The 24501-nt window shown below is 43.1% G+C and carries 24 protein-coding genes and 1 tRNA gene; 19 read left to right on the top strand and 6 right to left on the bottom strand.

Annotation, left to right across the window (positions count from 1 at the left end):
• Window positions 1-500 precede the first annotated feature (500 nt).
• The 9 genes from ACXI0A_RS15675 to ACXI0A_RS15635 all read left to right on the top strand — a co-directional run bounded on the left by ACXI0A_RS15675 (window position 501) and on the right by ACXI0A_RS15635 (window position 10247).
• On the top strand, window positions 501-1925 hold the full coding sequence (locus ACXI0A_RS15675; protein WP_476147822.1) for an AAA family ATPase: 1425 nt from the start codon (window positions 501-503) through the stop codon (window positions 1923-1925).
• Window positions 1922-2869 (top strand): DUF4435 domain-containing protein, encoded by a 948-nt coding sequence (locus tag ACXI0A_RS15670; RefSeq protein WP_476147824.1) that lies wholly within the window; start codon window positions 1922-1924, stop codon window positions 2867-2869. The genes ACXI0A_RS15675 and ACXI0A_RS15670 overlap by 4 nt, the downstream gene beginning before the upstream one ends.
• 9 nt (window positions 2870-2878) lie before the next feature.
• Complete coding sequence (locus ACXI0A_RS15665; RefSeq protein WP_476147826.1) at window positions 2879-3040, top strand: hypothetical protein; 162 nt, start codon at window positions 2879-2881, stop codon at window positions 3038-3040.
• A gap of 745 nt (window positions 3041-3785) precedes the next feature.
• On the top strand, window positions 3786-4154 hold the full coding sequence (locus ACXI0A_RS15660; protein ID WP_476147827.1) for a hypothetical protein: 369 nt from the start codon (window positions 3786-3788) through the stop codon (window positions 4152-4154).
• A 1056-nt stretch (window positions 4155-5210) separates the two neighbouring features.
• Window positions 5211-5486, top strand: a complete 276-nt coding sequence (gene hxsD / locus ACXI0A_RS15655) for a His-Xaa-Ser system protein HxsD (protein ID WP_476147829.1) — start codon at window positions 5211-5213, stop codon at window positions 5484-5486.
• Entirely contained in the window at window positions 5483-6877 is a 1395-nt protein-coding gene (gene hxsB, locus ACXI0A_RS15650; RefSeq protein WP_476147831.1) for a His-Xaa-Ser system radical SAM maturase HxsB, read from the top strand. The genes hxsD and hxsB overlap by 4 nt, the downstream gene beginning before the upstream one ends.
• Window positions 6870-7982: a His-Xaa-Ser system radical SAM maturase HxsC gene (gene hxsC, locus ACXI0A_RS15645; protein ID WP_476147833.1), complete on the top strand. Its 1113-nt coding sequence runs from the start codon at window positions 6870-6872 to the stop codon at window positions 7980-7982. The genes hxsB and hxsC overlap by 8 nt, the downstream gene beginning before the upstream one ends.
• A complete protein-coding gene (hxsA, locus tag ACXI0A_RS15640; RefSeq protein WP_476147835.1) occupies window positions 7979-8617 on the top strand; it encodes a His-Xaa-Ser repeat protein HxsA in 639 nt (212 codons plus the stop codon). The genes hxsC and hxsA overlap by 4 nt, the downstream gene beginning before the upstream one ends.
• A gap of 19 nt (window positions 8618-8636) precedes the next feature.
• Complete coding sequence (locus ACXI0A_RS15635; RefSeq protein ID WP_476147837.1) at window positions 8637-10247, top strand: TIGR04141 family sporadically distributed protein; 1611 nt, start codon at window positions 8637-8639, stop codon at window positions 10245-10247.
• On the opposite strand, the gene ACXI0A_RS15630 is transcribed toward ACXI0A_RS15635, so the two are convergent.
• The 6 genes from ACXI0A_RS15630 to ACXI0A_RS15605 all read right to left on the bottom strand — a co-directional run bounded on the left by ACXI0A_RS15630 (window position 10244) and on the right by ACXI0A_RS15605 (window position 16466).
• Entirely contained in the window at window positions 10244-11116 is an 873-nt protein-coding gene (locus tag ACXI0A_RS15630; RefSeq protein ID WP_476147839.1) for a plasmid partitioning protein RepB C-terminal domain-containing protein, read from the bottom strand. The two genes, ACXI0A_RS15635 and ACXI0A_RS15630, sit on opposite strands and share 4 nt — an antisense overlap.
• Before the next feature lie 8 nt (window positions 11117-11124).
• On the bottom strand, window positions 11125-11997 hold the full coding sequence (locus ACXI0A_RS15625; RefSeq protein WP_032905926.1) for a ParB/RepB/Spo0J family partition protein: 873 nt from the start codon (window positions 11995-11997) through the stop codon (window positions 11125-11127).
• A complete protein-coding gene (locus ACXI0A_RS15620) occupies window positions 11998-13530 on the bottom strand; it encodes a recombinase family protein (protein WP_476147842.1) in 1533 nt (510 codons plus the stop codon).
• A 418-nt stretch (window positions 13531-13948) separates the two neighbouring features.
• Window positions 13949-15205 (bottom strand): phage integrase central domain-containing protein, encoded by a 1257-nt coding sequence (locus tag ACXI0A_RS15615; RefSeq protein WP_476147844.1) that lies wholly within the window; start codon window positions 15203-15205, stop codon window positions 13949-13951.
• Between the two features lie 179 nt (window positions 15206-15384).
• A tRNA-Arg gene (locus ACXI0A_RS15610) sits at window positions 15385-15459 on the bottom strand.
• 86 nt (window positions 15460-15545) lie between these two features.
• Complete coding sequence (locus tag ACXI0A_RS15605; protein WP_476147846.1) at window positions 15546-16466, bottom strand: formate/nitrite transporter family protein; 921 nt, start codon at window positions 16464-16466, stop codon at window positions 15546-15548.
• A 244-nt stretch (window positions 16467-16710) separates the two neighbouring features.
• Between ACXI0A_RS15605 and ccmA the strand changes: the two genes are divergently transcribed.
• The 10 genes from ccmA to mlaA are packed head-to-tail and all read left to right on the top strand — an operon-like array spanning window position 16711 to window position 24469.
• Entirely contained in the window at window positions 16711-17325 is a 615-nt protein-coding gene (gene ccmA / locus ACXI0A_RS15600) for a cytochrome c biogenesis heme-transporting ATPase CcmA (RefSeq protein WP_224930872.1), read from the top strand.
• Window positions 17325-17984, top strand: coding sequence for a heme exporter protein CcmB (gene ccmB, locus ACXI0A_RS15595; protein WP_476147848.1), 660 nt, complete (start codon window positions 17325-17327; stop codon window positions 17982-17984). The genes ccmA and ccmB overlap by 1 nt, the downstream gene beginning before the upstream one ends.
• Window positions 17985-18041: 57 nt before the next feature.
• The gene (locus ACXI0A_RS15590; protein ID WP_224930875.1) at window positions 18042-18782 is read left to right on the top strand and encodes a heme ABC transporter permease; all 741 of its coding nucleotides are present in this window, start codon (window positions 18042-18044) and stop codon (window positions 18780-18782) included.
• Window positions 18779-19012, top strand: a complete 234-nt coding sequence (ccmD, locus tag ACXI0A_RS15585; RefSeq protein ID WP_039335142.1) for a heme exporter protein CcmD — start codon at window positions 18779-18781, stop codon at window positions 19010-19012. Before ACXI0A_RS15590 ends, ccmD begins: the two co-directional genes overlap by 4 nt.
• Entirely contained in the window at window positions 19009-19494 is a 486-nt protein-coding gene (gene ccmE / locus ACXI0A_RS15580) for a cytochrome c maturation protein CcmE (protein ID WP_476147851.1), read from the top strand. Before ccmD ends, ccmE begins: the two co-directional genes overlap by 4 nt.
• Complete coding sequence (locus ACXI0A_RS15575) at window positions 19491-21449, top strand: heme lyase CcmF/NrfE family subunit (protein ID WP_476147853.1); 1959 nt, start codon at window positions 19491-19493, stop codon at window positions 21447-21449. Before ccmE ends, ACXI0A_RS15575 begins: the two co-directional genes overlap by 4 nt.
• On the top strand, window positions 21446-22003 hold the full coding sequence (locus ACXI0A_RS15570) for a DsbE family thiol:disulfide interchange protein (protein WP_200539194.1): 558 nt from the start codon (window positions 21446-21448) through the stop codon (window positions 22001-22003). Before ACXI0A_RS15575 ends, ACXI0A_RS15570 begins: the two co-directional genes overlap by 4 nt.
• On the top strand, window positions 22000-22455 hold the full coding sequence (locus tag ACXI0A_RS15565; RefSeq protein ID WP_224930887.1) for a cytochrome c-type biogenesis protein: 456 nt from the start codon (window positions 22000-22002) through the stop codon (window positions 22453-22455). The genes ACXI0A_RS15570 and ACXI0A_RS15565 overlap by 4 nt, the downstream gene beginning before the upstream one ends.
• Window positions 22455-23666, top strand: coding sequence for a c-type cytochrome biogenesis protein CcmI (ccmI, locus tag ACXI0A_RS15560; RefSeq protein ID WP_476147857.1), 1212 nt, complete (start codon window positions 22455-22457; stop codon window positions 23664-23666). Before ACXI0A_RS15565 ends, ccmI begins: the two co-directional genes overlap by 1 nt.
• Window positions 23667-23701: 35 nt before the next feature.
• Window positions 23702-24469 carry a phospholipid-binding lipoprotein MlaA gene (gene mlaA / locus ACXI0A_RS15555; protein ID WP_224930893.1) on the top strand — a complete coding sequence of 256 codons (768 nt, stop codon included), beginning with the start codon at window positions 23702-23704 and terminating at the stop codon, window positions 24467-24469.
• Window positions 24470-24501 lie beyond the last annotated feature (32 nt).

Raw genomic sequence — 24501 nt, 5'->3', positions numbered from 1 at the left:
GACAAGATGTCAGGAAGTCTAAGGTAAAAGAAGTAGCCTGGGAAGATATGCAAGAAAGAATGAATGTTCCGTCAGATAGAAAGGTAAAAGCAATGCTTCTCTTTGATAATAATGATAATTTAATACAATCTTTTGATATTGATTCTGACGTTATGCCTGAATTACAGGAAACACTAAATTCGCTTTGTGAATTTTTCTATTGTTTACATGCAGCTTACAGATATGAAATATGTAAAGGTGAGTGAAGCTATGAAGATATATGGTTTGAAGAAACTTGTAATGGATATTTTGATATATGACAATAGAAACTTGATTAATGAATGAGTATGCTAATTTTCTTTTCAACTGAAAGGAGAAAAGCAAGGGAAATCAGAGAAGCGGAGCTTCGATGAGTTAGCCCTTGCTCCCATAACATATTATTAAATTTATAGTTTTTCCATTGTGTAAGAGATATAATGCTTTGGGGTCAACTAATTTAGTATAAATAAGGTGTGGTCAAGATGAATATTGAGAGTATACAAATAAGTAAATTAAATGGAGAAAACAATTACTCGATAGATATCGAGGATAATAGCTTCATTATTGTTGGCGAGAATGGCACAGGTAAAAGCACAGTCCTATCAATGACATATTACTTGTTAAAAGCTGATTGGGGAAAACTCTCTGAATATGATTATGAAAATATCACCATCACTATAGATGGTGAAACATGTTCATTCCCTAAAATATCTGTTATTGAATATTTAGATAAAAAAGATAGCAGAAGAAATAGGAGTAGAGGTAGAAGTAAAAGTAGTCTTTCCTACAAACTTAAAATGTATGTTCATGAGTTTATAAAAAACACATTAGAAAATGATATCAATAAAGCTCATGATAAAGATGTAATATATAAAATACGAAATGATTTTAAAATCATGGGTAATCCAATGCCACCTATTGAGCTCGTCGCAGATTATATAAATGATTATTGGTTAGACACTAATGTAATATTTGACGATGAGATAGACATGGATATTTCAAATCTAATGAAGTCCATGGCATTTATTAATGAAAAAGTAAACTGTTCGCTTATGTATTTGCCTACATATCGTAGAATAGAACAAGACCTTGAAATAATATTCCCTAACTCCACCAAACTGCCGAACTACCTCGAGGAGAACGTCGAAGCTGATGGTATCGTCCAGTTTGGTATGAAGGATGTTGAGAGCTTATTAAATCATGCTATGCATAAACTTAGTTCTGATTTTAGAAACAAATTACGTGAACTTATCGCCCAATCTCTTCAAGATATTTTAGGTAACCGTTACGAGGATTTTGTTCCGAATGAACATTTATCTTCTGTTTCAGAAAAAGAATTTGAAGAAATATTGGCTCGTGTAGATAGTGAAACATTGTCATCACAGGTTAAAGAAGAAATCAGGAAAAATACTAAGCACTATGGAAGAGGCAAAGGCGAGAAAAAACCAGATAAAGTTATCTTCTATTTCATAGGTAAACTTCTTGAGTTGCATAGATTACAGTCAGAAAATGAGGGTGATCTTATTAAATTTATAGGTGTTTGTAATAAATATCTTGTTAATAAAGAATTATATTTTGATCGAGTTAAATTTGTAATAAGTATTACGCCTACAAAAAATAATGATGATAGAACAAAAACTATAAAGTGGGAGACTCTATCGTCAGGAGAGAAACAAATAATTTCACTTTTCTCAAAATTATATTTAGGGGATGGGAAGGATTTTCTAATGATAATAGATGAACCTGAGTTATCGCTCTCTTTAGAATGGCAAAGTACTTTCCTTGAAGATGTTAAAAATACGGGTTTATGTGAAGGGATATTTGCAGTAACACATTCACCATTCATTTATAATAATAGTCTCAAAAAATATGCAAAAGGTATTGGCACACTGATGGAGGCGTTATGAGTTTTTTAGATTTAATGGATAGTGCCTTAGAGTCTCCCCAAACAGCTTTACATATTTTTTTAACTAAAATGAACAATAAAATCAACACCTTGCATGTTTATTATGAAGGGAAGTGCGATAATAAATTGTATTATGGAATGATTAGGCGATTGGTAGAAGATTCGGTTAACATAAGGACCGTTGTCTGTGGGAACAAGAAAAAAGTATTTAGCTTTAGAAATGAATTAATTGAAAGGGGCAATGATAAAAATAGGCTGATATTTTTTGTTGACAAAGATATTGATGATTTTTTTGATGATCATAATTATGTTCTTACACAGGAGATGCATCAGTCTTTATATTATTCAATAGAAAATTATGTTTCCTGCGAGCAAATTCTCATTTCAATTTGTCGTGAATGTTTCGATATGACAAATTTAGAAAATAGTAATAATGAGTTTTATATAAAGTTATTAGAGTCATATAAAGCGGCGGAAAAAATATTTTACCAAACTGTAAAGGATATTATGATTTTTGCCTTTATAGCCAGGAGGAATATTGAAAAGCCGGTGTTAAGCAATATGAAATTCAGTGACTTGTTTTATTTTGATGAACAATGCAACATCCATTTTAAAATAAAAGGTAAGTATCAAAATTTGTTAGAATATTTCATGGATAAAACAAAATGTGATATATCTGAATATTTGTATCAATATGATGAAATTGAATCAATGATTAACACTATTGATGAACGTTTCTATGTCAGAGGTAAATATCATTTGGAAATGTTCTGTGCTTTTTTACTATCACTTCAAAAGGCAGTAGGTGATATATTACCTTACAAACAAAGATTTCAAATTAATGATGAGAGTATGTTCCTTTTTTCTGGACCGAGGATAACCATTCCTGCAAGCATAAATGATTTTATAACTAACAATGCAGCAGATTTTATTAACAATAATTAGCAGCCTCAAATGGACATTGTAACAACGGCAATAATATCTGGCGCAGTCTATGATATTTTAAAAAACAGTATATGTTTTACAAAGAAAAAAATAAAAGAGAAACTATCGTATGTTATAGCGAATGATGATTTTCTTGAATTTTATTTTCCTGAAATTTTTATAAAGTGCTAAGGGATTGAGGTTGTAGAAAGGATAAAAGTAAAAGAGTTATCTTTCTACAACATCTTCCTGAGTATTTTAAATTGCAAAACATTCGATTTTATAAAGGGTTTTCAATAGTTTTCACCGACTATTTTAGTTAGTGACCTTGGCCTTTTCATTTTTACTGTAGTCGTGTGGTTATGCTTTTATTTAACAGAATGAGGAGTAATAGATCTTTCGCAGGTCTTTTTCACTGGAATTGAATTTATGTGCTCAGATGAATAAATTCCTTCTGAAAAAATTACACGAACAGTAAATCTCGAGTAATAAATATTTATCTTCGAGGTCCTTTTAATTTAATGCTTCTTCTTCTTATCTTTCTTCTACAACTACTGATAGTAATTCTACTTTATCCTAAAGAGAATAAAGCATAAGGTCATATGACTGGATTAACAGTGTGTGAATATTTTTTGGAATCAAAAAGTATCACTTGTTTTAAATAAATTATTTTAGCCGAATGCTCTGGCATTCTTTATGCATTTTCTAACTGTGTGAAATAATTTACTCATAAGACACTGTTCATGAATATTAAAACCAAATGTTATCTGTATTGTTATTTTGAATTTAATATAGAAATTATATTTGACATAATGTAATTTTTATATTAATTGTCTTATAGTAGTGTTTTCTTGGTTGGTTTTGAGTTTATCAGCTAATGGATTTGAGTATTCTTCGCTACAAAAAACGTAATTATAATAATAAGTGAGGTAATGTAATGGTAAAATACAATATAGCATTTAAGGAAGTTGAAGAATTAGTAAGTGAGATCTTGGAACAATTAAATATAGAATTAGATGAAATTAATTTATTTCCAACGGATGATATTTTTAGAATAATCATTAAGGCCATGGATGTTGAGAATATAAAGACACTTTCATGTATTTATTCAAACGATGAGTTTTTAGAAATTGAAAAAGATATGAGTCCTGCTGTAAATAAATTTATGTGGTGGTGGGGGGACTGTTTAGATTCGGGTGTCTTCAGCATACCTGCTTTAATCGCAAGTAAAGAAAAAGAAGTTATTTCATTATTGATTTCAAATGATGTGGATAGTAATAATGACAGAAATAAAAAAAGGATTTGATAGGGCTCATTGTATGTAATAATAAAATTGGATTGCCAATATGTGTTTTTAATATAAAATATTTAACAAGGGTTTATATCCAGAAAAAATGGATGCCATTTAATTTAGTTCAAAAATTTTACGTGAGTTATAATGATGGTAAATGAGATCTTACACTATACGCAGTTGATTTTTAGTGCAATAAGCATAAAAGATAAGTTCGAATGTCTTTTATGCTTTGATCTTTATGGTAATTCATAAGCCATATATCATAGCCACCTTTGATGGGTGCGCAATCATCATCTTATATAAGCATGTTGCTTAGAATAGATATTTTCACTTGTTCCTTGAGTTGTTATAAAGACCGTTCAAGCAGTTTAACTATCGATTTGTGGTGTGTTAATAATCTAAAACACGGTTTGTTATAGTTAGAAAAAAAGAAAAGAGTTTTTGATATGTTGCTATTCACCAACTGTGAAGCAACATTTATAGATCAACTATAATTGGCTTTACCCACAAAGTTTCTTCTGCCCACGACAATGAATCAAATGGCTCCTTTTCTTTATAAAATGTAGCCCATCAGTAAATCAAAGACTTGGCCATAGATAATAAATTGTTTTTTATTAGTGGGTTATATCTTGTAAAATGATACTGCTGCATCATCTCTGTCTGAGATTTATGACATACGAAAAGTATGTCGGCAATGGCAACATGTAACTCTATGACCCTACTATATAATTTTGCGCTTAAAGCTCGCATCACCAAACCAACTGGCTCTTACATTACTAATAGACTAATAGTGGATAACTTCTCACATCTCCGGCTAAATCTTCGCTACTAACCTGTTCTATCAACTAATCATAAAATGTAAAAAAAATTTACAAATTACCCTTTCAAGGGGTAATGTTATTGTATATGGGATAAGTCTTGATTATGATATGCGTAACCTACTGAATTTTAATAGGTTAGATTTTACTACAGTTACAGGATCTTACGTCATCTATCCTGAAAGCTTGGAAGATGCTTACAAAAACATAAGCCATTCTAATAGTGTTTTCTAGACTCTTTGAGACATTTATGTGGAATAAAACGATAAGCAAAACAGCATGTTCTGAATGGGTTTTACGAAACAGTCTTTACTGGATGACTGCCTATACACGGTGGCGATTGGAAGATGACGATATAAATTGGCATGTCTCTTTTGATACATTTAGTGAGGAAATACAGTTCGAATTTGAACGGTTGAGAAACGATTTCCAGCTAAGGGAGTCTCTTGATAGCCATACGGGAAGAGTTAGAGCAGCGATTATCAGCAATGTCCTGAAGAGTATTGATGAGAGACTCACTGGATGAAGCTCATGCCGTTTAACTTCGATAGATTAAATGATGGCAAGGTTTTCATCAGTAATCTGGCTGGTTTCCACCACTTCATCGAGGATGCAGAGCTTTTCCAGCTATCACGCAACCAATTCCCGACAGAACGGAATGTATCGGGTAGCCTTGAAAGTAAGCTTTTTATTGCTAATGATGACGCGGTTTCATTGGCTTCTTCTGCGTTAAGCTCTGGTTTAGCTAAAAGACTCATGAATGATTTAGCCATCAGGCCAATCTTCATGATAGTTCCTACACTGAGATGTGATCATACCTGCAAGTATTGTCAGGTTAGCAGAGCAGCAGTTGGAGCAAGTGGCTACGATCTTGACCCGACACTCATACCTGAAATTGTCAGCGCTATAAAGAAATTGGGAACACCGCCATACAAAATCGAAGTTCAGGGGGGAGAACCACTCCTCAGATTCGATCTTGTGCAAATGATTTATAACGAATGTCAGGTTTCACTCGGCTCCGAAGCTTTTGAAATAGTGATTGCTACAAGCCTGTCGCTTTTAGATGCTTCTGTCATCGAGTGGGTGAGAAGTAGGAACATTACTTTCTCTGTATCTCTTGACGGCAATGAACATATCCACAATAAGAATCGAATCCTCCCTGGAGCAAAAGCTCACTCGAGAGCTATCGCTGGTATGCAACTCATACGTGATGAATTGGGTTCTAATCGTGTTGCTACAGTAACCACCGTAACAAAAGAACTTACCAAAGATCCTGTTTCGATAGTGGAGGCTCATTTGGGCTTAGGTCTTACGGATATGTTTATTAGACCTGTCAGCCCATACGGATTTGCCCAAAAGCAAAGCTTTACCTTTTCGATGCCGGAGTATTTCGAATTTTACAAAGAGTTGATGGAAGAAGTGTTACTTCAGAATCAGAAGGACATACCTGTCGTTGAGCATTCGGCTGCTATCCATATTAAGAGAATCTTTAATCCGGGCTTCAGTGGCTATGCAGACCTGAAATCGCCAAGCGGAGTGGTTCTGAACTGTATCCTCTTCAATTATGACGGTAAGGTTTACGGTAGCGACGAAAGCCGTATGCTTCAGAAAGTGAATCCCGAAGCAGATTTTAGTGCTGGTAACTTTTCTTCCCTGTCGTTCAGTAATAGTGAGTTCTACAGGTCGTCATTAACATCATCATTTAATTTCGCTATGCCTGGTTGTGACACATGCGCCTATCAGCCTTTCTGTGGTGCAGATCCTTGCCAAAACATCAGTGTTCACGGCGAACCTGTTGGTGACAAGAGTCGGTCTACGTTCTGCCAATATCACAAAGGTATGTTTCGTTACCTTCTGAACGAGATATCTCAGGATGGGCCCATGGCAGAGATGCTTAAAGGATGGGCTTATGTCTGAGGTGTTAAGAAACGATATTTTCCGGTTTTCATCTGAATTGCCAGTTCAGCAGGGATTCTATCGCTTGTGCAAATCCAAGCCAGAAAACCCTCAGTTTTTCCTCCCAAATTTGCTTGTCACTAAGGCAAAGAGCGATTCACAGCTACCTGCATATTTTACAGACTCTGTTTTTAGCAAAGAGCTATTTGATTCGATAGAAGATGGTGACATCGGGATCGTTAACAACGGCAACATGCTCAGGGTGATTTTGTCCCGAAGAGCAAATCATAATACGGTTCTGGTAACTGAAAGGTGCAACAACAGTTGCCTGTTTTGTTCGCAGCCCCCTAAGACTGGAAACGATGATTGGCTACTCAGTCAGTCAGCACTTGCCATTGCCTCTTTCTCTTTGAATGGTGTAGTGGGAGTGAGCGGGGGAGAGCCTCTACTGTATGGTGACGATTTCCTGCACTTTATCGATTTCATCATCGAAAACTCGCCAGGCACTGCTTTGCATGTTTTAACAAATGGGCGGAAATTTTCAGATGTCAGTTTTACTCGTCAGATGAAAGAACGAAGCGATAAGATCAAAATTACTTTTGGTATCCCACTTTATTCTTCAAGGTCATCAGTTCATGACTATCTGGTTGGAAGTGACGGGGCATTTGATGAGACAGTAAGAGGGTTAATCAATGCAGGTAACTCAGGGATCAACATTGAACTGAGAATCATCCCTACACAGGCTAACTATACAGAACTTGATGACATCGTTGAGTTTACTGGCCGTGTGTTCTCCAATATAAACCAAATTTCACTGATGGGGCTGGAATCGATTGGATGGGCTCGTAAGAACTGGTCATCAATCTTCGTTGAGCACGACAGCTATAGCGAGAAGATCCTTTCTGCTGTAGAAACCGCTCAGAGGTCGGGCATACCCCTTACCATCTTCAATTATCCATTGTGTCACCTTCCGGAAAGAGCTTGGGGATTTGCTACACAGTCCATCTCTGACTGGAAAAATTATTATCCAAAAGAATGTGATGAATGCACTCAGAAGTCTTCCTGTGCTGGATATTTCAGTTCATCAAAAGGCCGTTTTCATCAACCTCCGAGACCTATCAAATGAAAAAATTTAACTTCGCAGCATTACTTCCTGGATTTCTTGCTTTGAATAACTCTGTATGGGCAAGTGACTCAGCTATAGGCGCAAGTGATATGCCTGCAATGTCTCTTAACGAGCATGATATGGTGATAGCCCCTCTAAACACAGATGTGCCATTTTATATAGCGGGTCATCGCAGTCACAGTTCACATCGAAGTCATAGCTCTCATAGATCATCTTCTGGCGGTGGATACTATGGGGGAACTTCTACTCCCTACTATCCGAAAACTTACAGCACACCAAGCTCTTCTTCCCCTTCCAGCTCAGGGAGCAGTTCTCCATCGTCTTCTTCGTCTGTCCGTTCGCTTCGTTCTAATGACACTGATACCTCCGCCACTACATACTCAGCAGGAACCACAGGAGCCAATCGTGCCAGTAATGGGCTGACTTCGGATACAGAAAAACGTAAGCGGTTGATCATGCGAGTTCAGTTCGCGTTACTCGATAAGGGGTTCTATAACGGCAATATAGACGGAAGCATGGGACCTGCGACACGAACTGCTATCAAGAATTATAGAGTTGCAAATGGATTACCAACTCCGGTAAGAGAAACATTAGACACTCAGTTATTGAACTCTTTAAGTATACTGGCCCGATAAATTATTGGGGGTAAATAGAATGAAGATAAAACTTTCAATTTATAAAACAAAGAGAATTGCTGATGACATTGACCAAGTTTTAAATCTGGAAAGAGTCAAAAAGCCTGTCGAATTCGAGGTGGATAATGCACGAGTATACCTTTATGCAAAGCAAGTTTTGGACCCAATGCCACCTGAATGGACAACTCTATTCACGAGCCAAAAGACGGAAATAGAACCCGATTTCTTCGGTATGAATAGTAGCACTGGAGCAGTTCTTGTTGTTGAGGTTGATAACACAAGGTATCTTATTCCTTTCGGAACTGGCCATCACTTAATCAATGATAGTAGTATTATCAAAGGTTTTGGACTGAAAACAACCCTTAACTGTATTGAGCATAAAAAAATCCGTAGCTTGGATAAAGGTAGTCATAACGAAACCAATCTTTTAACTCGTAGTCAGAGTAGTAAAGAAGTCGACATATATAATCTTAAAATAGATTCTGAGATGGATATTCTTACGACCCTCACAGGCATTTCCACTGAAGATGTTTTAGGAAATAAAATAACAGGGAAAGATGCTTTTGTAATTGTGCCTGACATTGAATTAGCATCGATCCCTGAATTATTAATAAAAATAGACTCTATTAATCTATTACCTCTTCCTGAAGAATTCGAATGGGTTAACAATATCAAAGAAGCTGATGAGGCCGAAATTGAAATATTGGATTCGCTTTTGATTGATTTAATAAAACAAAGGGACTTCAGTGACATATGGTTAGGTGAGCCAGAAATTGTAGATTGGGAAAAACAAATAGGATATTGCTTCGAGAGAAGGCAAAGAAGCATTATTTATGAAAGCTTGTCAGTAAATCATATATGTGAGTATTTTGATGGCAAAAATGCTGATGTTACTGTTGATGAACTTAAAAGAAGTTGCTTGCATGTTTTGAATGCCGATTATGAATCGATAAAAAAATGGTCTTTGTACAGATGCATTTATGCTGAAATAAAAGAAGGTGATCAGAACTATATTCTGCGAGATTCTATATGGTATGTGGCCGATAGAAAATTCGTAACGACCATTGATGATGAAATGAAAAAAATTCTACATTATGAAGAATCAGATAAGTTTCCAGTATACTCATATAATAGAGAAGAAGATTACAATAAAAAAATTTGCCTTGGTGACAAATCATTTACACATATGGATCAGAAATTTATTCATCACGGTGGGAGCAAAAGTAAAGTTGAATTTTGCGATCTTATAAAAGGTGCATCAGATTTTATTCATGTGAAATATTATAGTGGTTCGCAAAGTATGAGCCATCTTTTCTCTCAAGGATTTGTCGGTTCGGAGCTTTTCATAAGCGATGCTGAATTCAGAGGAAAGCTTAATGAGAAACTTCCTGCCCATATAAAATTGGTTGATCATATAATACGACCTGATGCCAAAAATTATAAATTAGTCTTCGCTATAGCTACGAATAAAAACCTACCTGAAGACTTACCTTTGTTTTCAAAAATTAATTTAAAGAACTTTTATAAGAGTATTAGCAATTTTGGATACGAAGTCAGGATCTGCAAAATAGCTGTAGATCCTAACATTTACAAAAAAAAATTATGTAAGCCACAAAAAAACAAACTTTAAGTTAATTTGTTAATGTCAGAGATCTCTGTCAATTCATTGAGGTAATCGCTTTTATTCCTCAGGAGCCAATGAAACACTTTTGGGTTCTCAAGCAGTTTCTTAATATGAGAAATAATGATTGTGAGTTTCAAACTATTTGAGCCGTAGGTTTCTTTAATTTTTTTAGTGTCAAAATGAACTTGTGCCATTTCCTTCTCAAGTCTTTCTATAGCTTTTCTGTTTGCAAGTTTAGAGTCTGATTTCTTTTTTGGTTGCTCGATGAGAAACTCTGGCGAGGAGCTGTGATATAAAGACTCCGAAAATAATATTGAATAGTTTTCAAATTTTACCATCAGGTTCGCACATTCTATTTGTCTCAAAGGTATCATTTTCTTCAAAGTTCTAAAAGTATTAATTGGGATATCTTTATCACTGAACAATTCTATCACTTCTGGGCAGATCCCTTTTAAAACTGATAGGTTAGATTTCAGAGACTCAACACTTACATTCAATGCGGTGCAAAGCATTTCAACAGGAACTCCTACTCTTACAGCTTCTTTTAGCATTCGTTGGATCTGTATAATTGTTATCCGGTTAACTTTTTTATTGGGTGTGTAGGTGTCGTATGTAGTCGAAATAAGGCAGTTTACTTTATCTTCGCCTAAGTCTTTAAGGGCCTCAACCCTAAGGTGACCATCAAGGATTTTCACAGAGTTATCTGTTCGATCAATGAAAACAAGTATTGGTTCTACTAACCCAATGGCTAATATAGTGCTTTTTATTTGTGTGTATTTTTTACTGATTTGAAAATTTGTAGGAAGCTTTTTTGTGTAAGTCAGATCAGCAAGTTTGAAGCTTACTGATTTGTCATTAAAGCAATACTTTATCATTTCACACCTCAATTGGCAGTGTTTTTAACTATGACTTTGACAATATCTTGTAAACTCTCTTCATTTACTATTTTATAAAAACTCTCATTGCTGGTAAGTTCTTTGAATATCTGACTTGCAACCAATAGTTTGATTTCAACATAGTCAGCTTTATTTTTGATTTTTTTATGTTGTGAAATGTTGTCCTGATAAAGTTGTTGTAATTCATCTGTAGTCATTTTTTTCTTTTTCTTGGTAACTCCGAAATTATTATTGATAAATCCTTTGAGTCCTTCATCCCGCGAGTCGAGTATTTCACGAACTTTACCAACATCCTTATGTTTTATTAGGCCTTCGTCAAACGCTTTGATCAATAATTCCTGACCACCTTCAAAGTCCACTCTTGCAATTTCAACAGCAAATGATATGGGTATACTTCCTGATTCGACAGCCGATAATAGCTTGTTTTCTCCTTTGTTAATAAGCATGGTTAAACTTGTAATCCAGTGCAAAGATAAGCCGGTGGAGTTGGATATCTCCTTGTTAGTTAATCCTTGATCGGTCATTTCTTTTATTCGTTGAAATTGCTCACCCGCTCTTGGGATCACTCGGGCCATGTTTTCGACTAAACTCATTATGTAAGCTTGGTTTTCGTCTATGTCCAATATAAATGCGGGAATCAATTCCTCTCCCAGGGCAGTCAATGATTCAAGTCTGCCTTGACCACAAATTAGAGCAAAATCGTATTTCTTATCAACGATTTTTCGAATCGTTATTGGTTTCCTTAGCCCGCTTGCATCAATGCTTTCTGTTATTTCTGCATGTCGAAATTTGTTCCTTGCCCGAGGGATTACTACCTTAATAGAAGATATTTTAACCATGTGAACATTTTGCTCTTGCATTTAAATTACATCCTTATCATCAGTTGATAGCATATTAAAGAATGGCTTGATATCATCAAAACGATACATTTCGAACAAAAGGTTATTGTTGTCTTTAAGTTTTAATTCATTTTCAAAAAAATCTATTGACGGTAATATATAAAAATCAACAGGCTCAGTATTAAGACTATTCATTCTTGCAATGATACTAATTTCTGGATTTAGACTCCTATCCAATCGCACTTTCCACCTATGTCTGTTCGAACCTATTTTTTTACATCGTGAAAGCACTATGGAGAAATTTAAAGCTTTATTAATTGTAACCAGTTTATTTTCTAATATCTTTACTTCACTGCTTAGAATTTCATTTTTTATTTTTTTTACAATGTCACAGTGTTTTTTTCGCAGATAAGAGTTTATCTCTAAGTATTGATAATCTCGCTCAGGGGTATAGTCGATTAATTTATAGGCATTAAGAAGACCACCAAAGCGGTTTGCAATTACACTGCTTGATGGACTACTATCCTCTTCATCTATAATAAATCCTGAAATCTTTCCATGTTTAGAAAGGATTTTTCTTAGGCAATCAAGAATCTTTTCATTGCTAATTTTTACAGAGCGATTATCAATAATTTCTTTAGCTAATTTAAATTTTTCTTCTGAAATAATAGGTTTAAAAAAAGAATTATATTCAATCCATTCCTTTTCAGGATTTTTAATTTTCTTTGTCTTTAACTTTTGTGATGTACGGTTATATGTGTATTTTCCGGTATATCGGCTATTAATAAGAACAGAGTGAATTCGACCTCGTGTCCATTCTGTTTTATCGCTGAATCTATACCCCTCTCGATTGAGTCGCGAGGCGATAAGATATTCATTCAGCCCTTCAAAAATAAACATATTGAAAATCTTTTTTACTAACTCAACTTCTTTCTTTGTTCCGGGGACAAGAACTATTCTATCTGTTTGAAGACTCTTTCTCTCACCATGAGCAAGTATCATTTTGTGTTTGTTATTGTTATCAAGCAACTTTCTTTTAAGCCCATATCCGGCTTTTCCTCCCTGATAATATCCTCTTTTCACAAGATTCACATGTCCTGCAAATACCTTTATTGAAAGGTTTTTACTAAAGGCTCCCGCAGCATACATAAGTGAAGAAAGTATGAATGTTTCAGTTTCACTGTTTTCTGGGAGATTTTCGGCACAATAAATGACATCCACATTGTTCATTTTTAACAGATATTTATAATAAATACCCTCTTGAGGATCTTTGAAACGGCCGAAACGACTAACATCGTATACAAGGACAGCATCGATATTTATTTCTTTCGTAAGGACATCGTTTACAAGCTTATTAAAATCATGCCTTCCAGTTGTGGATACACCACTTTTGCCTGCATCGTCATAAGTATGTAAGATTTCCATATTATGCTCATCAGCATATTTTTTGATGAATTGGGCCTGGTTATCTAACGAAAACTCCTGAAGATTAGTAGACATCCGTAAATACTGTGCAACCCTAACCCTCTGTTTTTCCTTGATTTGATTGTTCATTACAGTGCCTTGATGCAACTTTAATAAGTCATAGTGGTTAAAAATTGATCAATTTTGATGCTGTTGCAACCTTTTTTGACATCTGTTTTTTAAAAATTTTGCTCTCGAACAATAGAAATAGGGAGTGTTATCTAATGATGGTTTGAAATGAAAAGGCGACTGGGTGGGTTTTGCGTAGCTTTTAGGTGAATTTAAATTTGGACATTGCTTGAGTCGCAAGATGTGGGCATTTATTTGTGTAAAAGAATGCCCAAACCTTATCCTGTATTAGCAATCTAAGTAATTGATAAAATTAATTATAATTTAGCCAAAAACAAGGAAGTCTCTGCATTCATAGCGCTCTTAGACAAATGCATGAGTCTTGGCTCTCTTTGACAAGAGCCATTTTCAACGGTGGATATGAGTGTCCTTTAGCTCGCTAAAATCCAGCTTTGTTACAAAACGAAAAAGGAGTCAGTTCTTTCTCTTCACATGCTTCAAGGTAGTCAGCCCACCATTGGAGCATCAGTTTCCTTTCTTCGAGATGTTCTGCTTTGTGTATGTATGCTGCTCGAACGGAGTTTCGTTCTTGATGGCTCATTTGACGTTCAACAGCATCTCTTGACCACAATCCAGACTCAATTAGAGCACTACATGCCATGGTTCGAAAACCATGTCCACACACTTCCTTCTTTGTATCGTAGCCCATAGTGCGCAGGGCCTTGTTGACAGTGTTTTCGCTGATTGGTTTGTCATCACGACTAAAACCTATGAACATAAGTTCTTTATCGCCACTGATAGAATGAAGTTTTTCGAGCAGGGTTTTGGCTTGTTTGCTCAATGGCACAAGGTGAGGGTTTTTCATTTTCGAGCCTCTGCCAGAATACTTAACTCCATCCAACTCTTGACGTTCTCCTGGGATCGTCCATAAGGAATTTTCGAAATTCACTTCGGACCAACGTGCGAACCTAAGTTCACTTGAACGGATGAAAGTCAGCAGAGTTAACTGGACTGCGATTTGCGTTATGCCTTTACCTTTATAAGCTTCAATTCGTCTTAGAAGCTCAGGTAGCTGTTCGAAGGGGAGAGCAGGGCGATGAGTGCTTTTAGGTGTTGTCACGGCACCCGAAAGGTCATAGGCGGGATTTTGGTCAATCAAAGCGTTATGGACGGCATATCGCATTATGGCTGTTATGCGTTGTTGTAAACGCGAAGCCACTTCAAGATGCCCGCTTTTCTCAGCGTTTTTTAGCGGAAGCAATAATTCACGGGTTTTGAGTTCAGTGATGTTCCGTTTACCAATAACTGGAAACAGATGAGTGATTAAGCTGTTTAACACTGTGGTTCTGTGACTATCAGACCATGTCCTGTTGCTCGAATGCCAATCTCTTGCAACCGTTTCGAATGTGAGCAACCCTTTTTCTTCAATCTTTTCAGATTTTCGCTTCTCACCAGGATCTATGTTGTTTGCGATTAGCTTTCTTGCTTCGTCTCTTCTAAGACGTGCAGTGGCAAGAGAGATTTCAGGATAAACACCTAACGCCAACATTTTTTGTTTACCAGCAAAACGATATTGCAGACGCCAATATTTCGAACCGCTGGGCTGAATCAGAAGGTGCATACCACTACCATCAGTCAGCTTCATCGGCTTCTCAGCAGGTTTAGCGTTTCTGACTTTTACCTCAGTGAGTGCCATAGTAAACCTCCCATGCTGATGGTATCGGCATTATCGAACTTACCATACCAACATAGATACCAACAAAACAAGCAGGATGTTGATAAAAGTTATTGGAATTTGGTAGACGAAACGATGGGGTTAAGTTGCTGAATTTAGATAATAAAATATACTTTAGCAGACGTTCGTAGACATTAAAATGGTGTCCCCTGCAGGAATCGAACCTGCAACTAGCCCTTAGGAGGGGCTCGTTATATCCATTTAACTAAGGAGACGCGGCGCGCAGTATAGCGTACCGACCAGCAGAATTTAACCGTGTAAATCCTGTTTGCTCAATCTATCAACAATCTCGTGCCACATCTCACTGTTGTTTCTTCTGCGCTTTCTCTTTGCGCTTCTGCTCCGCCTTCGCTTTGGCCTTCGCCGCTTCACTCATATCGTTGCGAATTTGTGCGTGACTGATCAGCGCAAAAATCAACGTACCGCCGGTGATATTCCCCAGCAGCGTAGGTAAAGCAAACGGCCAGAGAAACTCCTGCCAGGGCAGCGTGCCGGCAAACACCAGATAAAGCACTTCTACTGAACCCACCACGATATGGGCTAAATCTCCCAGCGCCACCAGCCAGGTCATCATCACAATCACCACGATTTTGGCCGCGCCCGCGTAAGGGAACATCCAAACCATGGTGGCGATAATCCAACCTGAAATGACGGCATTGGCAAACATTTCGCTGGGGGAGTTGTCCATCACCTTTTCGCTAATCACGGTGAAGGCCTGACGCGTCGCCTCGTCAAAAATCGGCATATGATTAAACGCCAATGCGCCGAGCGCCGTGCCGATCAAATTCCCCGCCAGCACCACGCCCCACAGGCGCAATAACAGCATGAAATTACCGCCAGTGGGTTTGTGCATCACCGGTAATACCGCAGTAACCGTGTTCTCAGTGAACAGTTGCTGACGGGCCATTATCACGATGACAAACCCAAAGGTATAACCCAGATTCTCCAGCAGGAAACCGCCAGGCACATCAGCCAAATGCACATGGAAAATCCCTTTTGCCATCAGCGAAGCGCTCATGGATAGCCCCGCAGCTACAGCAGACCATAGCAACGCCATGCCATCGCGCTCTAACTCTTTCTCCCCGTCCTGGCGAATCTCTTCATGAATTGCCGCAGCCCGCGAGGGCAGGGCATCTTCATCCACTTCTATCTCTTTACCCTGGTCCTTTTCGTCGCTCTCGACATCGTTGTCATGTTCTGAAATGGATGGTGATTGCTTCATGTTTTCCCCTGGTGATAATGCCAACGCGTAATAAGCGTAGACGGTTTTATCAAGGGCGAAATGTTACGAAGATTCAATTTAAGAGTAACAAGATTTTAACCGAGGCGATTTTTTGCGCAATTCCTTGATCTGATGCGCACGAATACCCCCTTTGGGGGAAGTGAGAGCTACCTCACAGACTTCGGCCCACAGATTCATTGTGGTATTATCCCCGCCTCTTTTCACTGCTGCGATTCCCTCTTTCATGCTCGAAGTCATTAATCTCTCATGCGTTCGTGATGAGCGAACCCTGTTCCATGGGCTGAGCTTCCATGTGCAACCGGGTGACATTGTGCAAATTGAAGGCCCTAACGGGGCAGGAAAAACCTCACTGCTGCGCTTGCTGGCCGGATTAAGCCGGGCAGAAGAGGGCGAAGTGATGTGGCAATCGCAGCCGGTTCGACAGCAGCGCGAAATATGGCACCAAAACTTGCTCTATCTCGGCCATCATCCTGGCGTGAAGTCGGTACTCTCACCACTGGAAAACCTGCATTTTTGGCACGGCGATCGTGATGAAGAAGTGATTTTCGACGCACTTGAGCAGGTTAATTTGCTGGGTTATGAAGAGGTGCCCGTTGCGCAATTGTCCGCAGGACAGCAACGACGCGTGGCCCTTGCTCGCCTGTGGCTCAGCCCGGCAAAGATCTGGATCCTGGATGAACCGCTCACGGCGATTGATAAAGGCGGCGTGGAAAAATTAATGGCGCGTTTCGCTGAACATGCCGATAACGGAGGCGCAGTGATTTTGACCACCCATCAGGATTTGCCCGGTGAGGGTGGCCGCGTGCGCAAAATTCGTCTGACGTCGGAGTGGGCATAATGTTAGGTCGGGTGATTCAGCGCGAATTGAAAATTGCCTTCCGTAGTGGTGCCGAGGTGATTAATCCGCTGTGGTTTTTCCTGATTGTTATCACGCTGTTTCCGTTAGGTATCGGGCCGGATCCCCAACAGCTGGCGCGCATTGCGCCGGGGATTGCGTGGGTCGCCGCGTTATTAGCCTCTTTGCTGGCTCTGGAACGTCTGTTTCGTGACGATTTTCTGGATGGTTCGCTGGAGCAACTACTTTTACTGCCCACGCCATTACCCCTCACGGTGCTGGGAAAAGTGATTGCCCACTGGCTAATCACCGGTCTGCCACTGATTTTGCTGTCGCCGCTGGCGGCACTCCTGCTGTCACTGGATTTTCCCGGCTGGCGTGCGATGGCGCTGACGCTATTGCTCGGCACGCCCACCTTGAGTTTTCTCGGTGCAATTGGCACCGGATTGACCGTTGGGCTGCGGCGTGGCGGCGTACTTCTGAGTTTACTGGTATTGCCGTTGTCGATACCTGTTCTGATCTTTGCCAGCGCGGCGATTGATGCCGCCGGTCAGGGATTGCCGATCGGAGGCTATCTGGCAATTCTTGGCGCGATGCTGGCAGTGAGCGCAACACTTTCGCCGTTCGCAACTGCTGCGGCTTTGCGCATTAGTCTGCATTAATCCGTGCTGCCCCAGAGCCGCCGGTATCCGAATTCTTTTTTATTGTGAGCTATGCAAATGTGGAAATGGTTACACCAGTGGGCAAAGCCTGAGCGGCTTTACCAGCTATGCGGTCGCTTAATTCCGTGGTTCGCCGTGCTTGGCGTGGCAACGCTGCTGCTCGGTTGGGTGTGGGGCTTTGGCTTTGCACCGGCTGATTATCAGCAAGGCAACAGCTTCCGTATTATGTACATTCACGTGCCAGCAGCGATGTGGTCAATGGGCGTTTACGCTTCCATGGCGATTGCCGCGTTTATCGGCCTGGTGTGGCAGATGAAGATGGCGGATTTAGTTTCGGCAGCGATGGCGCCCATTGGCGCGGTGTTTACCTTTATCGCGCTGATCACCGGCTCCGCCTGGGGCAAGCCAATGTGGGGCACCTGGTGGATTTGGGATGCCCGCCTGACATCGGAGCTGGTGCTGCTGTTCATCTATATGGGCGTAATCGCGCTCTATCACTCCTTTGAAGATCGCCGCACCGCCGGTCGCGCTGCCGGTATCCTGATTCTGGTTGGCGTGGTGAATCTACCGATTATTCACTTCTCAGTGCAGTGGTGGAACACGCTGCACCAGGGATCGTCCGGCATTCTGCAGCAGGCGATTGCGCCAAGCATGCGGACCCCGCTGCGTTGGGCCATCCTCGGTTATCTGCTGGTGTTTGGGGCGCTGACGCTGATGCGCCTGCGTAATCTGATCCTATTCAGCGAGCGTCATCGTCCATGGGCGATTGATGTGGCTCAGGGAGGGCGCAAAGCATGACGCCAGCCTTCTCATCCTGGAGCGATTTCTTCGCTATGGGCGGTTATGCCTTTTATGTCTGGCTCGCCGTTATCCTCACCTTAATCCCTTTGTTCGGACTGGTGCTGCACACTGTGCTGTTCCGGCGCCGTTTGCTGGCTGAAATTCGCCAGCGTCAATCCAGGGAGCGCCGCATCCGCGCGGCCAAGTCGAAAAAAGCTGCCAGTGAAGCAGCAGGAGAATCCGTGTGAATATCCGCCGTCGTAACCGCCTGTATGTGGTGGTAGCGATCCTGGTGGGCTTAGGCCTGGCCACGACGCTAGTGATGTACGCGCTGCGTTCCAACATCGATCTGTTTTATACCCCGAGTGAAATTTTGTACGGCAAAGGTGAGGCGCACCAGATGCCGGAAACCGGTCAGCGCCTGCGCGTCGGCGGCATGGTGATGCCGGGCAGCGTGAAGCGCGATCCGAAAACCCTCGCGGTCTCTTTCAAACTGTATGACGCCAATGGCGTGATCAGCGTGAGTTACGAAGGCATCTTGCCGGACCTGTTCCGCGAAGGGCAGGGCGTCGTGGCGCAGGGCGTGCTGGAAAGCGGCAATCTGGTTAATGCCAAAGAAGTACTGGCAAAACATGACGAAAAATACACGCCGCCAGAAATTGAAGATGCGATGAAGAAAAACCACACAGGACCTGCAGCGACTTATCAGCAGGCAGGTGCTCAATCATGATGCCGGAAATTGGCAGCTTTCTGCTCTGCCTCGCGCTGGGCCTCGCGCTGCTGTTAAGTATTTATCCGTTGTGGGGCGCAACGCGCCAGGATGCACGTCTCATGGCAATGGCACGCCCGCTGGCGTGGGGCATGTTTGCCTGTATCGTTGCCGCCTTCGTGTTATTAGTGCATGCGTTTATCGTTAATGATTTCAGCGTGGCCTATGTCGCCACCAACTCCAACACCTTGCTGCCGGTTTACTACCGCATCGCAGCCACCTGGGGCGCGCATGAAGGTTCACTGCTGCTGTGGGTGTTGTTGCTCAGCACCTGGACGGTAGCGGTCGCGATTTTCAGTCGTGGTATGCCGCAGGATGCGCTGGCGCGCGTACTGTCTGTGATGGGGATGATCAATCTCGGCTTCCTGCTGTTTATTACGCTGACCTCTAATCCGTTTACCCGAACCCTGCCAAACTTCCCGATTGATGGCAGCGACCTCAATCCGATGCTGCAGGATATCGGGCTGATTTTCCATCCGCCACTGCTCTATATGGGTTATGTCGGTTTCTCTGTGGCCTTTGCGTTTGCTATCGCTTCATTGATGGCTGGGCGTCTCGATACCGCATGGGCGCGCTGGTCACGCCCGTGGACTACGGCGGCCTGGGTTTTCCTGACGATTGGTATCGTACTCGGTTCGGCGTGGGCCTATTACGAACTGGGCTGGGGCGGCTGGTGGTTCTGGGATCCGGTAGAGAATGCCTCCTTCATGCCATGGCTGGCCGGTACGGCGTTGATGCACTCGCTGGCGGTAACGGAAAAACGCGGCAGCTTCAAATCCTGGACGGTGCTGCTGGCGATCACGGCATTTTCATTAAGCCTGTTGGGCACCTTCCTGGTGCGTTCTGGCGTACTGGTATCGGTGCACTCGTTTGCCTCCGATCCGGCGCGTGGCATGTTTATTCTCGCCTTCCTGGTGATCGTGATTGGCAGCTCACTGCTGCTTTATGCGATTAAAGGCGGCAAGGTGCGCAGCCGCGTGCAAAGCGAAGCCTGGTCACGTGAATCCTTCCTGCTGGGTAATAACGTGCTGTTAATCGCGGCGATGCTGGTGGTGCTGCTGGGCACGCTGTTGCCGCTGGTGCACAAGCAGCTTGGTTTGGGCAGCATTTCTGTCGGCGAACCGTTCTTCAACACCATGTTTACCTGGCTGATGGCACCGTTCGCGCTGATGCTCGGCATCGGGCCGCTGGTGCGCTGGCGCCGTGATGAGCCGCAAAAGTTGTGGAAACGCCTGGGTGTCGGTTTACTGGTGACCTTGATCCTGTCGATCGCGCTGCCGTGGCTACTGCAGGATCGCATTGAAGCGATGACGGTGATTGGCCTGCTGATGGCGATCTGGGTCATTCTGCTGACGTTGATGGAACTGCATGAACGCGCCACTCATCGCCATAGCTTCTTCAAAGGTCTGCGCCATTTAACGCGCAGCCATTGGGGAATGGTGCTGGGTCATCTAGGCGTAGCCGTGACCGTGGTGGGCATCGCCTTCAGCACGCAGTACAGCGTCGAACGTGATGTGCGCATGAAGTCGGGCGATACCGTGGATATCCACAACTATCACTTTATCTTCCGCGATGTACACAACCTGCAAGGGCCAAACTACAGCGGCGGTGTGGCGATTATTGACGTCACGCGCGACGGCAAGTTTGAAGCCGTGCTGCATGCGGAGAAGCGCTTCTATACTGCGGCACGTACCATGATGACTGAAGCGGCGATCAGCGGGGGCTTCACGCGTGATCTCTATGCGGCACTCGGCGAAGAACTGGATGACGGTTCATGGGCAGTGCGCATCTATTACAAACCGTTTGTGCGCTGGATCTGGTTCGGTGGCGTGTTTATGGCGTTCGGCGGCCTGCTGTGTTTGCTGGATCCACGTTACCGCTCGCGTAAAAAAGCGCAGCAGGAGGAACTGGTATGAGTAAGAAGATCCTGTTCATCCCGTTAGTGCTGTTTTTACTGCTGGCGGCGGCGCTGTTGTCGCAGCTGTCACGCAACGCCAACGGTGACGATCCGACGCGTCTGGAATCGGCATTGATTGGTAAGCCGGTGCCGGTATTCAAACTGGAAGCGCTCGATAAGCCAGGCAAAATCTACGATCAGCAAGTGCTGAACGATGGTAAGCCGATTTTGCTGAACGTCTGGGCCACCTGGTGCCCAACCTGTCGTGCGGAACATCAATATCTCAACACGCTGGCCGAGAAGGGCATCCGCGTAGTCGGGCTGAATTACAAAGACGATCGCACCAAAGCGGTCACCTGGCTAAACACGCTGGGCAACCCTTATGCGCTAAGCCTGTATGACGGTGACGGCATGTTAGGTCTGGATCTCGGCGTCTACGGTGCACCGGAAACCTTCCTGATCGACGGTCACGGCATTATCCGTTACCGCCACGCGGGTGACATGAACGACCGCGTGTGGAACGAAGAAGTCAAACCGCTGTGGGACAAATACAGTAAAGGGGCGGGCGCGTGAAACGACTGCTTTTGTTAGTGGCGGGTATTCTGCTCAGCACCAGCCTGTGGGCAGCCATCGATACCTATCAGTTCGATTCGGTGCAGCAGGAAGAGCAATACCGCGATCTCACCGGCTCACTGCGCTGCCCTAAGTGTCAGAACAACAGCATTGCCGACTCCAACGCAATGATCGCTGCGGACATGCGCCTGAAAGTGTATGAGTTGATGAAGCAAGGCCAAAGCCGGCAGCAGATCATCGATTATATGGTGGCGCGCTACGGCAACTTCGTGACCTATGAACCGCCGGTGACGCCTTCAACGCTGATTCTGTGGGTTGGGCCCGCGCTGTTCGTGGTGCTCGGTGCGCTGATTATTATTCTGCGCAATCGCCGGGGGAAAGCCCGTAGCGATCTTGACGACGATGAACAACAACGCCTTGCGGCAATTTTAAAGCGTGACGGGAAGCCGTAATGACTGGATTCTGGATTACCCTGATTATTTTGCTGGTGGCGGCCTCGGCGCTGTTTCTCAGTGCAGGCTGGCGTCAACGTCAAGCCACTAGCGGCGATCGCGATCGTCTGAATACCGATTTCTACCAGCAGCGCCTGCGCGAATTAGCGCGTGATGAAGAGGAAGGCGTGGTTGCAGAGCGCCCGGAGATGGTGCGTGAACTGCAACAAACGCTGCTCACCGATGTGCCGAACGAGCACGCGGCTCGCATCCATAACAGTAGCCGTTGGGTGCTGCTGCCGGGACTGATTGTATTGATTCTGGTATCAGTGGGTTTTTACCTGAAAACCGGTGGCCTGGCGCAACTGGCGGGTTGGGTCAGCGTGCAGCAGGAGTATCCTCAACTGCGTGCCCGCGTGATGGATCCCAAAGCAGCACCGTTAACCATGGAAGAGCTGGCTCGCCTACAATTAGGGTTGCGCACTTCTTTGCAAGACGATCCGCAGAACCTTAATGACTGGACGATGCTGGGCCGCCTGGGCATGGTGCTGAACAACGCCACTAATGCCAGCCAGGCATTCGAACGTGCGCTGCAACTGGCGCCGAACAATCTGGAGTTGCAGCAGGATTATGCCGAAGTGCTCACGCGATCCAGCGATCCGCAGGACAATCGCCAGGCCAATGTGATGCTGAAAGATCTGTTGAAACGCGACCACAGCAACGTGCGCACGCTGAGCTTGTTAGCATTTAATGCTTTTGAGCAGCAGCAGTACGATCAAGCGATTGGCGCCTGGCAGGTAATGCTGAAGCTATTACCGGCGGGTGACAAGCGTATTACCATTATAGAGCGCAGCATTGAACAAGCGAAAACTGACGCGGGACAGCAAAATAGTCATCTGGCATTGACGGTGGGTTTAGCTCCGCAGGCAGAAAAAATGTTACCGCAAGGCGGAGTGTTGTATATTTCTGTGTCTGACGGTGCTTCACCGGTGCCTGTGGCTGTGAAGCGTTTACCGCTGAGCCACTTCCCGTTATCGCTCACGCTGGATGACAGTAATGCCATGATGCCAGACCGACTGCTTTCGGCGCAGCATCAGGTGCAGGTCAGGGTGCGTATTTCGCGCGATGGTAGCGCCAATCCTCAGTCGGGTGACTGGTTTGGCTTGAGCGCGGTTACCCCCTGGGATGGTCATCAGCAACTGGCTGTGGAGATTAATCAACAGCAGCCCTGAAGCGATACCTATTTCAACCGCACAGGGAGATAAGAATGAATAACCGCCTGACCGGTCTGGCGCTGGCCAGCTTGCTGCTGGTGGGTTGTGCCAGTTCAAAACCGGCCGATCCGACGCAGCCTGCCCAGCGTAGCGATCCGCTCGAAGGCTTTAACCGCACCATGTTTAACTTCAACATGAATGTGCTGGATCCTTATGTGGTACGCCCGGTGGCGGTTGCCTGGCGCGATTACGTGCCGGTGCCTGCGCGCAGTGGTATGAGTAACTTCCTTGGCAACCTGGATGAACCTGCCAGCATGCTGAACTCGATTCTGGTCGGTGAACCGCGCCAGGCGGGTATCCACTTCACACGTTTCTTCCTCAATACCGTATTGGGCTTGGGCGGGTTTATTGATGTGGCGGGTAAAGCGAATCCTGAACTGGCGCGAGAAGTTCCGCACCACTTCGGCAGCACGCTGGGTCGTTACGGTGTGGGTTACGGTCCGTATGTGGTATTACCGGGTTACGGTAGCTTCACAGTGCGTCAGGATGGCGGCGACTATGTCGATACGCTTTACCCGGTGCTGAGCTGGCTCACCTGGCCGATGTCGATCGGTAAGTGGACGATTGAGGGTGTGGAAACACGTGCACAGTTGTTGGATTCTGATGCCATCCTGAAACAGCAGCAGGATCCGTATGCGTTTATTCGTAACGCCTACTTCCAGCGCAATGATTTCCTCGCCAACGGCGGTAAGTTGAAACCGGAAGAGAATCCGAACGCCAGTGCGATTCAGGATGATTTGAAGGACATCGATTCGCAGTAAAATTGAATGGCGGCTTTCTTAGCCGCCATTGT

The sequence above is a fragment of the Pantoea sp. C1E2 genome, assembly GCF_056491465.1.
Note: the sequence above shows the minus strand (reverse complement) of the source record. Positions and strands in the feature narration are given on the sequence as shown.

Bases quoted from the DNA above. Each gene is read 5' to 3' on its own strand.
- ACXI0A_RS15675 (WP_476147822.1), top strand. From the start codon at position 501: ATGAATATTGAGAGTATACAAATAAGTAAATTAAATGGAGAAAACAAT.
- ACXI0A_RS15670 (WP_476147824.1), top strand. From the start codon at position 1,922: ATGAGTTTTTTAGATTTAATGGATAGTGCCTTAGAGTCTCCCCAAACA.
- ACXI0A_RS15665 (WP_476147826.1), top strand. From the start codon at position 2,879: ATGGACATTGTAACAACGGCAATAATATCTGGCGCAGTCTATGATATT.
- ACXI0A_RS15660 (WP_476147827.1), top strand. From the start codon at position 3,786: ATGGTAAAATACAATATAGCATTTAAGGAAGTTGAAGAATTAGTAAGT.
- hxsD (WP_476147829.1), top strand. From the start codon at position 5,211: ATGTGGAATAAAACGATAAGCAAAACAGCATGTTCTGAATGGGTTTTA.
- hxsB (WP_476147831.1), top strand. From the start codon at position 5,483: ATGAAGCTCATGCCGTTTAACTTCGATAGATTAAATGATGGCAAGGTT.
- hxsC (WP_476147833.1), top strand. From the start codon at position 6,870: ATGTCTGAGGTGTTAAGAAACGATATTTTCCGGTTTTCATCTGAATTG.
- hxsA (WP_476147835.1), top strand. From the start codon at position 7,979: ATGAAAAAATTTAACTTCGCAGCATTACTTCCTGGATTTCTTGCTTTG.
- ACXI0A_RS15635 (WP_476147837.1), top strand. From the start codon at position 8,637: ATGAAGATAAAACTTTCAATTTATAAAACAAAGAGAATTGCTGATGAC.
- ACXI0A_RS15630 (WP_476147839.1), bottom strand. From the start codon at position 11,116: ATGATAAAGTATTGCTTTAATGACAAATCAGTAAGCTTCAAACTTGCT.
- ACXI0A_RS15625 (WP_032905926.1), bottom strand. From the start codon at position 11,997: ATGCAAGAGCAAAATGTTCACATGGTTAAAATATCTTCTATTAAGGTA.
- ACXI0A_RS15620 (WP_476147842.1), bottom strand. From the start codon at position 13,530: ATGAACAATCAAATCAAGGAAAAACAGAGGGTTAGGGTTGCACAGTAT.
- ACXI0A_RS15615 (WP_476147844.1), bottom strand. From the start codon at position 15,205: ATGGCACTCACTGAGGTAAAAGTCAGAAACGCTAAACCTGCTGAGAAG.
- ACXI0A_RS15605 (WP_476147846.1), bottom strand. From the start codon at position 16,466: ATGAAGCAATCACCATCCATTTCAGAACATGACAACGATGTCGAGAGC.
- ccmA (WP_224930872.1), top strand. From the start codon at position 16,711: ATGCTCGAAGTCATTAATCTCTCATGCGTTCGTGATGAGCGAACCCTG.
- ccmB (WP_476147848.1), top strand. From the start codon at position 17,325: ATGTTAGGTCGGGTGATTCAGCGCGAATTGAAAATTGCCTTCCGTAGT.
- ACXI0A_RS15590 (WP_224930875.1), top strand. From the start codon at position 18,042: ATGTGGAAATGGTTACACCAGTGGGCAAAGCCTGAGCGGCTTTACCAG.
- ccmD (WP_039335142.1), top strand. From the start codon at position 18,779: ATGACGCCAGCCTTCTCATCCTGGAGCGATTTCTTCGCTATGGGCGGT.
- ACXI0A_RS15575 (WP_476147853.1), top strand. From the start codon at position 19,491: ATGATGCCGGAAATTGGCAGCTTTCTGCTCTGCCTCGCGCTGGGCCTC.
- ACXI0A_RS15570 (WP_200539194.1), top strand. From the start codon at position 21,446: ATGAGTAAGAAGATCCTGTTCATCCCGTTAGTGCTGTTTTTACTGCTG.
- ccmI (WP_476147857.1), top strand. From the start codon at position 22,455: ATGACTGGATTCTGGATTACCCTGATTATTTTGCTGGTGGCGGCCTCG.
- mlaA (WP_224930893.1), top strand. From the start codon at position 23,702: ATGAATAACCGCCTGACCGGTCTGGCGCTGGCCAGCTTGCTGCTGGTG.